Raw genomic sequence first — 10,728 nt, forward strand, 5'->3', positions numbered from 1 at the left:
AAAAGGATTCCTATGCCAAAACGCACCGATATTCACACGATTTTACTCATTGGTTCAGGTCCTATTGTGATAGGTCAGGCTTGTGAGTTTGACTATTCAGGCACACAGGCAGTAAAGACGCTAAAATCTCTTGGCTATCGTGTTGTGCTTATAAACTCAAATCCAGCGACTATTATGACAGATCCAGACTTTGCGGATCGCACTTATATTGAGCCGATTACTGAAGAGATTATTGCGGATATTATTAAAAGAGAGAGTGTTGATGCGATTTTGCCGACTATGGGCGGACAGACAGCCCTTAATGTGGCAATGAGTATGTATGAAAAGGGAATGCTTGAGGGCATAGAGTTTTTAGGTGCAAAGCCTAGTGCGATTAAAAAGGGTGAGGATAGACAGGCTTTTAAAGAAGCTATGCTAAAGATTGGTATGGACTTGCCAAAATCCCGCTATGCTTATACAGAAGAGGAAGCCCTAGAGGCAGCAAAAGAGATAGGATTCCCCCTCATTATTCGGGCTAGTTTTACCCTTGCAGGTGGGGGCAGTGGCGTGGCATATAATATTGATGAGTTTAAAGCGGTGGCAAAAAATGGCTTAGAAACAAGTCCGATTAATGAAATTTTAATTGAAGAGTCCCTGCTTGGCTGGAAAGAATATGAAATGGAGGTTATACGCGATAAGTTTGATAACTGCATCATCGTGTGTAGCATTGAAAATCTTGATCCTATGGGTGTGCATACAGGAGATTCTATCACCATTGCACCGGCTTTAACACTCACGGATAAAGAGTATCAAAGAATGCGTGATGCAAGTTTTAAAATCTTGCGAGAAATCGGCGTAGATACAGGCGGGAGCAATGTGCAGTTTGCTATAAATCCAAAAAATGGCAGAATGACTGTGATTGAGATGAATCCGCGTGTATCGCGTAGCTCCGCCCTAGCGAGTAAGGCGACAGGCTATCCTATCGCAAAAGTGGCTACAATGCTAGCAGTGGGCTTTAGCCTAGATGAGATAAAAAATGACATTACAGGCACACCGGCGAGTTTTGAGCCTAGCATTGATTATATTGTTACAAAAATTCCTAGATTCACATTTGAGAAATTCCCACAGGCAGATTCCACACTCACAACAAGTATGAAGTCTATTGGCGAAGTAATGGCGATTGGCGGAAGCTTTAAAGAGAGTTTGCAAAAGGCGTTGTGTAGCCTTGAGACAGGCATTTTTGGGTTAAATCAAATCTGCAATGACTTAGAGACTATCAAAAAAGAGATTAGACGACCAAATGCGAATAGACTGCTTTATATCGCTGAAGGCTTTGGGCTTGGAATGAGTATTGAAGAAATGCACGAGCTATGCAAGATTGATAAGTGGTTTTTACACGAGATAAAAGAGATTGTAGATTCTGAATCTAGTATTACTTCGCAGATTCTAAGCGATGAATCTCTTATGCGGCGGATAAAAAGCTATGGCTTTAGTGATAAGATGATAGCCCATTGGCTAAAGCATAATGATGGAATGGAGATAAGTGAGAGTGAAGTGTATCAGGCTAGAATTGGGCTTGGTGTGGAGTGTGTGTATAATGAGGTGGATACTTGTGCGGCGGAGTTTCCAAGTCTTACGCCCTATCTTTACTCAACAATAGGTAACTTTCAAGTTCTAGGTGGGCATTCAGTATTGAGCGATAAATCGGCGATTCTGCGTTCGCCAACTGCGGCACTTACCTCTAGTAAGCTTCTTGTTGGCTCACTTGAAAACGCTGATTTCTCATCTCAATCCTTAGAATGCCAAGATTCTAGCTTCTCCTTAGAATCTGTGGGCAACACCACAAATACTAGAATTGCGGATTCTGTAAGTTTAGAATGCCAAAACTCTCAAACAGATTCCACCCCTTGTCATTTTGAGCGTAGCGAAAAATCCACACACCTAGAGTTTAAAGATTCCACAAAACAAGATTCTAGCACTAGAGATTCTAAGGCGGAAGTATCTTTGAGTGATTTTAGTGGTTTTCAAACGAAAGGCGAATGGAGTTACCTAAAGGGTAATGACCGAGCCTTGAGTGTAGAATCCGTTAAAAGCACCAAAGAGACAACGCCTAAAAAGGTTATGATAATTGGCGGTGGTCCTAACCGCATCGGTCAAGGCATCGAGTTTGACTACTGCTGCGTTCATTCAAGCTTTGCCCTAAATGATTTAGGCATAAAAAGCATAATGTATAATTGCAATCCAGAGACCGTTAGCACAGATTATGACACAAGCGATGTGCTTTATTTTGAGCCAATTGATTTTGAACGCGTCCGGGCTGTGATTGAGAGAGAAAAGCCAGATGGCATAATCGTGCATTTTGGGGGACAAACGCCCTTAAAACTTGCAAATTCTCTAACAAAAATCAATGCTAAAATCATCGGCACAAGTGCAAAGGTCATTGACACCGCAGAAGATAGAGAGAAATTTGCGAGTTTTGTAAATAATCTAGGGCTAAAGCAGCCCCAAAATGGCATAGCCTATGAGAAAGAACAAGCATATAGTGTGGCTAATAAAATCGGCTTTCCGGTGCTTGTAAGACCGAGCTATGTGCTTGGCGGACGGGCTATGCGGATCGTGTATGATGATGATGAGCTAAAGCAGTATATGGACGAAGTGATTGCTGTGAGTGATAGCTCTCCGGTGCTTATTGATAAGTTTTTGGAATACGCCATTGAGCTTGATGTAGATTGCATTAGCGATGGGGAGAGTGTGTATATCGGCGGAATAATGGAGCATATTGAAGAGGCAGGGATTCACAGCGGGGATAGTGCGAGTTCCCTGCCGACAATAAATATTAGGGAATCTATGCTAAAAGAGATAGAGCAAAGCACTGCTAAAATCGCCTTGAAACTTGGCGTAGTGGGGCTTATGAATGTGCAGTATGCAATCTATAATAATGAGTTGTATTTGATTGAAGTAAATCCGCGTGCTAGTCGCACCGTGCCTTTTGTAAGCAAAGCTACTGGACTCCCTTTAGCAAAAATTGCCACAAGAGTTATGTGGAATCATAGTGTAAAAAAAGCAGAATCTAAAGATTCTATACTAGAAGAGGCATTGAGATTTTATGATAAATACAAAAAAGTTGATTTCACGCAAAGCCCCCTTAAGCCAAAAACCCTTCAGTATGTGTGCTTAAAAGAATCTGTTTTCCCTTTTACAAAGCTTAGTGGAGCGGAGCTCTCACTTGGACCAGAGATGAAAAGCACAGGTGAAGTTATGGGGATAGGCAGGAGCTTTGGGCTAAGCTTTGCTAAAAGTCAGCTTGCGTGTAAAAATGCCCTGCCTTTAAGTGGAGAAGTGTTTTTATCCCTTGCTAGTCTTGATAAGAAAGAGGGCGTGGCGTTAGCAAACGACTTTATAGAGCTTGGGTTTTCTATCTGTGCCACGGAAGGGACATATAAGATTCTATGTGAAAATGGCATTGAAGCAAGTCATATTTTGAAAGTAAGTGAGGGGCGACCAAATATCATAGATCGTATGATGAATAATCAAATTGCCCTTGCTATCAATACAAGCGATAATCTTTCAAACAAAGATGACACACATCTTATCCGCACACAAATTATCAAAAGCTCTATTCCGTATTTTACGACTTTGGCTGCGGCTCGTGTGGCGATTGAAGCCATTAGGGATATTAAAAAATATAATCTTTCTCAAGCCTTTTCTTTGCAGGAATATTTGGAAAGTTAAGCAGATTTGGCGAAGCTAGAATCTGCGTTGTCTTTTGAGATAAAATCGCGGATTCTGCATTTGCCAACCGCAACACTTACTTCTAGTAAGCTTCTTGTTGGTTCATTTGGTGCAGACGAAGTCAAGCTCGGCTAACGCAAAAACCACGATTTTATCTCAAAGATACTTCCACAGGGCGTTTTGGAGTTTTTAGAATCTAGAAACTATTGACTGGCCTTTTGGTAGGCAAAAATTGGGGCTTTGCTAAAAAAAGGTATTGTTTTTGCTTAAAGTGCCGATATAGATAAGGCAGAGTTGTTTCAAGGACGAAAAATATGCAAGGAACAGGACAATGAGAGTTACATTTGGCACGAAGTATAACCAAATGAATTATTATCAAGGCACGATGCAAAGCAAACTTATGGACATAAATACTAAGATTGCTTCGGGGCTTAAGATTCAGTATGGTTACCAAGATAGCAGTGTGTTTAATCAGAATCTCAAGCTTGAATATGAAAAAATCAATCTTGATCAAGGCATTGATGTGGGTAATGATGCCTATACTTCTACGCTTAATACCGATAAGGCTCTAGCCGAGCTTTCCCAAACCGCCGAACAGTTTAATACAAAGCTTATTCAAGCGGCAAATGATATTCACTCTCCTACTTCACGCGAGGCGATTGCTAGGGACTTAGAAAAGCTTAAAGATCATATGATAAATATCGCTAATACTTCTATTGGCGGGGAGTTTCTCTTTGCTGGGAGTAATGTCAAAATCCGCCCTTTTGAGCCTGATGGCACATATAAGGGTAATGATGAAACTTTGGAAGCGTTGGTAAGCAATAATAATCCTATACCTTATAATATTACGGGGCAGGAGCTGTTTTTTGGGCGAGATTCCGACCATCATAAGAGTATCACTACAAATATCCGCAAATTTAATCAAACAAAGCTGAACAACGACATTATGGATAGGATTAAACGCGGTGATATACCCGAAGAAGTGTATATTAAAGCCGGTGATACCTTGCGTGATTTGCTAGGCGATAATGATGATGACACAAGTAATAATGGCAAGGAGTATTTTTACTTACGCGGTGTGCGACCAGATGGCACGAGCTTTAAGAGTAAATTTGACTTTGATGTGGGCTATAAGAATCCAAATAACGCCACAAAGGTGCAGGACTTGCTAGATAAGATAGGCAAGGAGTTTGGGAATACGAGTAAAAATAAAGTCGTTGATGTGAGTTTGAACTTTTGGGGGCAGATTGAGATTAAGAATCTTCAGCCGGGCAATGCGAATTTGGATTTCAATCTTATATCAAGTGATATGGATGTTGAGAATCTTGATGATCTTCCAGCCCTTGGAGCTAGGGTTACGAGTTTTCAAAAAAGCCCATTTATGGGGGAATTTTCACAATCTCATCTTGAGGCGATAAAAGATAATTATGATCACAGAAATCTCACTTTCCCTTCAACCTTGCTGACTAAGGATAACTTCCCTGCTACGCTTAATACAAAGCTCAAAGATGTGCTAAGTGAAGATGTAAGCACACTTGTGATAGCAGGGACTCGTCCAAATCACGATGATGGCACAATTAATGAAGAGCCTATTGAAGCTTTAAGTGTGGCGGTGAGTGATGATTTAGAAGTGCAGGATTTACTTGCTATGATTAAAAAGCATTTTGGTGGCAAGGTTGAAGGCGAGATTATCCGTGGGGAGCTTGTGCTGCGTGATATGAATGTAACGCATAAAGATAGGGATATGATGAATCCACCATATAATGGTCCTAGTGGCTTTAGTCTTTCGCTCACAACGCTTAATGATATGGGGCTAGAGACAAAGGGTATAAGGCGGGACTATCGCACAGAGTATGATCAAGTCAGCTTTGATAATCAAGGCTCAAAGCTTATCTCTAATGTATCGCAGATTCTAGCAAATGGTATGGGGTATGCGAATGATGAGACAAAGCTTTCTGCCGTGGTTGGGGGAAGTTTAGATGGGCAGACCTATCATCTCGTGCTTGAAGACCATAATGGAATCCCTGTTAATGCGCGTATTGAGTTTAGCAATAAAGGGAGCTATCTTATCTTGTCTAATGCAGATTTTGACTTGAATGATCCAAAGTCCCAAGCGGAGTTTTCAATCCCACTTTATAATCCCCACGATGAGCCACCAGCAGTAACAATCAGCAAAGCTGATGATGTGTCCTATCGGCAACTACTTGATGCGATTAACATTGCCCTTAATTATAGCAATCAGCCTATGGAGTATTATCAAAACGCCCAAGCTCAAAAGGGTGTGCCAACGCAAGAAGGCAAAAATGCCTATGAATCACTTCTAGCCCAGACAAAAGGGCGTGTAAGTGCGTATTTGACACAAGATGGGCGTATTGAGATAAGTGATGAAATGCGTTCTGTATCGCGTATGAAATTTATGATGTATAATAATGCAAGTAATGATTTTAGTGAGCAGGGGATACGCAACTACCGCTCTTCTTTGACTTTTAATGCCAATAATGCACTCACTATTGATGAGCCCGATGTGAATTTTTTCAAATCCCTTGATGGTATCATTGAATCGGTTAGAGCAGGGGTGTATCGACCAGATGCGTTTGGGGACGAATATACAAGTGAAATGCGAAATAAGGGGATTCAAAATGCTATTGAACTTTTTGGGCATTTAAGCGATCATATAGAAAAGATGATAGCACTTAATGGTGCGCATAGCAGGAGTTTTGAGAATGTGATTAGACGCAATGAAGTCTTGCGTGTGCAAATAGAATCTATTAAGAGTGACACTATTGGCACTGATGTTGCAGAGACTTATAATCACTTCTCAAATCTCACAACAAACTACAATGCTGTGCTTGCTTCAACAAGCCGTATTAATCAAATGTCATTGGTGAATTATCTATGAATTGTATTCCTATACTCCGTTACACACATATCCGTGACATGCAGGATTCTCATAGTGTTTCATTAGCAGTTTTTGAAAAGCAGATTCAGTATTTACAGAAAAAATCTTACACTTTTTTAAGCCTTGATGATATGATAGCCATCAAACAAGGACAGATGGAGCTACCGCAAAAATGTGTGCTTCTTACATTTGATGGGGCGTGGAGGGATATTTACCAAAATGCCTATGAGATATTAAAACATCATTGGGTGAAAGCGGGGCTTTTTGTGGTAACAGAGTGGATAGATGAATCTTCAAAGCAGAAGCAAGAATACCAACCTATCCCACATAGTGAGTGTAAAAATACGCTTTTGCATAGCCCAAGAAGTGTGATGTGTAATTGGGAAGAGGTGCGTGAAATGCAAGATGTATTTAGTATCGGCTCTATGACGCATACTTATCAGTTTTCAAATGTCGTGTCTGTGTCGTGGCACGATGATTTTGAACTCTCAAAACGCTTGATTAAAGAACGGCTTGGTGTGGATACAAAACACCTAGCTTGGCCAGATGGAAACTATAATCAAGGTTTGCTCCGCACAGCTAAGAGTATGGGTTATGAAGCGTTTTACACAATGCAGGGTGGTTTAAATCAAGTAGGAGAGAGCAATGATGCACTTAAGCGTTTTGATGTGAAAGATAATCTTTTTTGGTTTAAAAAGGTGTTATTTGCTACTTCAAGCACAAGAAATTTTAGAATTGGGAAATTGTTATTATAAATTATGCTATAATTGAAGCTGATTTTAAGTATTGAGAGGAAAGGAAAATGAGAATCTTGGTCATTGAGGACGATTCGGCTTTATGCAAGAGTATTGAGGATATGTTAAATGGGCATAGCTACCAAACTGATATTGCGGAGAATCTAAAAGATGGGGAATACTTTATCAGTATTCGTAACTATGATTTGGTGCTATCGGATTGGGATTTACCAGATGGTTGCGGAGTTGATATTATCTCTCAAGTAAAAGAAAAATCCCCACGCACACCTGTTGTGATAATGTCTAGCAAGTCTTCTGTTGAAAATGAGCTTCACGCATTTAAAGAAGGAGCTGATGACTTTGTTTCTAAGCCTTTTAATGCTGAAGTTTTGCTTGTTAGGATTCAGGCTAGATTGCGATTTTGGGGTTCAAGTGTGATTGAAATTGAGGATTTAGTCATTAACCCAGATGAAGAGAAAATCACATACAAGGGGCAAGAGATTGAGGTTAAGGGCAAACCTTTTGAGGTGCTTACTCACCTTGCGCGTCATCGCGATCAAATTGTTTCAAAAGAACAACTGCTTGATGCGATTTGGGAAGAGCCAGAGCTTGTAACACCAAATGTCATTGAAGTGGCAATCAATCAGATTCGTCAAAAAATGGATAAACCTCTTAATATCGGCACGATTGAGACCGTTCGCCGCAGGGGCTATCGCTTTTGTTATCCTAAAAAGCCAAGCGAGAGCTAACTTCTTCAATCACTTTTAAGCACTTTAAGATATAATTCCACCGCTTCCTTGCAGACTTATGCAATAAGTTTGCAAGACAACGCTTCAGGGTGGGAACACAGCAGAGCATCTTGTAATTTTGTGTGCCATAAGCACCTGCAAGGGAGTTTTTGAGATTCATTTACTTCTTATTAACTTCATCTTTAAAAATATTTTGTAGAGTTTAGCCCTTGAGATTTAATGTTAAAAGGTTTTTGTTATGTGGATTACACGACAACTCACCCCAAATTTTAGGCAAGAATACACCATTGAAAGAAAGCTTGTAGATTCTCGTAGCACACATATCGTGGAGATTTTTAAGAGTGTTGATTTTGATGAAGTGGCGATGATTGATGAAAAGCATTTAATGCTTAAAAAATATCTCTATATAGAATCTGAGCTTCTCTCTCATATTCCACTTTGCGTTATCCAAAAGCCAAAAAATGTATTGCTTTTTGATAGTTTTAATCTTGAGATTGCTTATGAATGTTTGAAACACAATGTAAGCGTTGATTGTGTGCAAGGGGACAGAAAGAGCTTAGATTCACTGATGAGCTTTTTGCCCCATTTTCATCAGGTTATGCAGCATAAAGATTTTAGGCTTGTAGCTCAAGCAATGGACTTAGAGATTAAAAAGTATGATGTTATCATCGCAGATTCTATTTTGAATAAACATCAAATTGATGGCTTATCGCGTATGCTGACAAGTGAGGGGATTTTGATTATCCGTAATCATCATCCTTTGCTTGAAGAAAATCTATTTATTGAATCTCTCAAATATTGCGAAGATTTTTTTCAAATCATTATGCCTTTTTTCTCGCATATCAGCATTTTGAGCGATAAGAGTTATATTTTTGCTTCTAAAAGACTTCACCCTTGTGCTGATATGCTTTTACAAAAGATAGATCTTCTTCCGCAGTTGCAATATTATAATGCCAAGATTCACGAAAATGCCTTTGTGCTGCCAAACTTTTTATTTGATAAACTTAATGGTATTGCGCGTTTTTAGGGGGTAAAATGGGGGAACTGCGTTATGCTATTGCATTGACAGGATCTATTGGGAGTGGAAAAAGCACACTTGTGAGCTTTCTTTCATTGTATGGATATGAGAGTGTATGTGGGGATAGCATAGCTCACAAAGTGCTTGATGAGAATGCGGTGGAAGTGATTAAGGCATTTGGAGATTGTATTGTAGATGAGAATGGAAAGATTAATCGTAAAAAATTAGGAAAAATTATTTTTAGTTCATCTAAGGAGCGTGAAAAACTTCAAAATATTCTGCATCCGCTCATTCAAGCTGAGATTCTCTCAAAAGCGTGGCAGCTTGAGGAAAAGGGCGTGTGGTATTTTTTGGATATCCCACTTTTTTTTGAAGTTGGTGGCAAGGAGGCTTACCCTGTGGCACGCTCCCTTGTTGTTTATACGCCAAAAGACAAAGCCATTGCTAGAATCATAAAGCGTGATAATTTAAGCCTTGAAGATGCCACAGCACGACTAGAGGCACAGATTCCCATTGAGCAGAAATGTCGCTTGGCAGATGATATTATAGGTAATGATGGGGATTTGCGTTCCTTGCAACAACGGCTAGAATCTTATTTGCAATCTTTGCCATCATATAGGCGTTAGTATGCAGTTTGTTAAATATAGTAGCAGTGGTAATGACTTTTTGATTTTTCAAAGTTTTGAACGCGATAATGGGGGGCGTTCTAGCCTTGCAAAGCGTGTGTGTGAGCGACACAATGGCATTGGTGCTGATGGTATGGTTGTGCTTTTGCTGGGGCAGGATTCTAAAGATTCTAAAAAGTATGCGTATGAGTGGGAGTTTTATAACGCTGATGGTTCAAAGGCTAAAATGTGTGGCAATGCGAGCAGAAGTATCGGGCATTACGCATTTGTGGAGGGTATAGCTCCTAGGAAGCATAGCTTTTTAAGTCAGGCTGGGATTATAGGGATTATAATAGATGAGAGTGATGCCAACTTAGTGCAAAGTGATTTGGGTGCTTATAAGCTTGTGGAAGAACACATAGTAGAATCTAATCCTTATGGCGTTAAAGCGTGGGCTTTACTTGATAGCGGAGTGCCACACCTTGTGGGCTTTGTGAATGATAAAAAAATGCTGACATACTCAAAAGATGAGTTTTTGCAAACTTTGCGTGAAAAATATAATGCGAATGTGAATCTTGCCTACATTGATGAAAGTAGCGATAAAAGCAGGATTTTGTATATGACTTATGAAAGGGGAGTGGAGGACATTACCCAAGCGTGTGGGACGGGTGCAGCTGCGGTATTTGCTATGGCTTTAAGGCTAGGCTTGTGTGGGAAAAAGGCTTTGCTTATCCCACCAAGCAATGAGATTTTAGAGCTACAAATGACAGAAAATCAGCATATTTTATTTAAGGGCAAAGTCCAACGCATCGCCATTTGCGAGTGGCTTAATTCTATATAAAGGAGAGATGAGTGAAAAATACACATATTAAACAGCGGGGGGGGGGGGCATAACCTCAATGTAGAAAAAGATTTAAATGTAGCTAAGATACGGCAAGATAGCTTCTTTGATAAAGACAAATTTTCACAGGCTAGGATACGATTTAAAAACACCAAACTCAAAACTCTAGTA

The 10,728-nt window shown here is 40.0% G+C and carries 8 protein-coding genes and 1 other RNA gene; all 9 read left to right on the plus strand.

Annotated elements, in window-relative coordinates; genetic code table 11:
- Window positions 1-12 precede the first annotated feature (12 nt).
- Window positions 13-3,711: a carbamoyl-phosphate synthase large subunit gene (gene carB, locus HCCG_RS05890; protein WP_015453432.1), complete on the plus strand. Its 3,699-nt coding sequence runs from the start codon at window positions 13-15 to the stop codon at window positions 3,709-3,711.
- A gap of 6 nt (window positions 3,712-3,717) precedes the next feature.
- Window positions 3,718-3,846 carry a hypothetical protein gene (locus tag HCCG_RS12835; RefSeq protein ID WP_002956534.1) on the plus strand — a complete coding sequence of 43 codons (129 nt, stop codon included), beginning with the start codon at window positions 3,718-3,720 and terminating at the stop codon, window positions 3,844-3,846.
- Between the two features lie 196 nt (window positions 3,847-4,042).
- Entirely contained in the window at window positions 4,043-6,610 is a 2,568-nt protein-coding gene (flgL, locus tag HCCG_RS05895) for a flagellar hook-associated protein FlgL (protein WP_002956535.1), read from the plus strand.
- Window positions 6,607-7,365 carry a polysaccharide deacetylase family protein gene (locus HCCG_RS05900; RefSeq protein ID WP_002956536.1) on the plus strand — a complete coding sequence of 253 codons (759 nt, stop codon included), beginning with the start codon at window positions 6,607-6,609 and terminating at the stop codon, window positions 7,363-7,365. The genes flgL and HCCG_RS05900 overlap by 4 nt, the downstream gene beginning before the upstream one ends.
- A gap of 47 nt (window positions 7,366-7,412) precedes the next feature.
- Complete coding sequence (gene hsrA, locus HCCG_RS05905) at window positions 7,413-8,093, plus strand: homeostatic response regulator transcription factor HsrA (protein WP_034548192.1); 681 nt, start codon at window positions 7,413-7,415, stop codon at window positions 8,091-8,093.
- A gap of 47 nt (window positions 8,094-8,140) precedes the next feature.
- Window positions 8,141-8,238: signal recognition particle sRNA small type (gene ffs, locus HCCG_RS13105), an RNA gene on the plus strand.
- Between the two features lie 93 nt (window positions 8,239-8,331).
- Window positions 8,332-9,120: a spermidine synthase gene (locus HCCG_RS05910; protein ID WP_015453435.1), complete on the plus strand. Its 789-nt coding sequence runs from the start codon at window positions 8,332-8,334 to the stop codon at window positions 9,118-9,120.
- An 8-nt stretch (window positions 9,121-9,128) separates the two neighbouring features.
- Window positions 9,129-9,737: a dephospho-CoA kinase gene (coaE, locus tag HCCG_RS05915; protein ID WP_002956540.1), complete on the plus strand. Its 609-nt coding sequence runs from the start codon at window positions 9,129-9,131 to the stop codon at window positions 9,735-9,737.
- 1 nt (window position 9,738) lies between these two features.
- Window positions 9,739-10,557 carry a diaminopimelate epimerase gene (gene dapF, locus HCCG_RS05920; protein WP_002956541.1) on the plus strand — a complete coding sequence of 273 codons (819 nt, stop codon included), beginning with the start codon at window positions 9,739-9,741 and terminating at the stop codon, window positions 10,555-10,557.
- Window positions 10,558-10,728: the final 171 nt, after the last annotated feature.

Origin of the sequence: Helicobacter cinaedi CCUG 18818 = ATCC BAA-847 (assembly GCF_000155475.1) — a bacterium.
GTDB classification, from domain to species: Bacteria; Campylobacterota; Campylobacteria; order Campylobacterales; family Helicobacteraceae; genus Helicobacter_C; species Helicobacter_C cinaedi.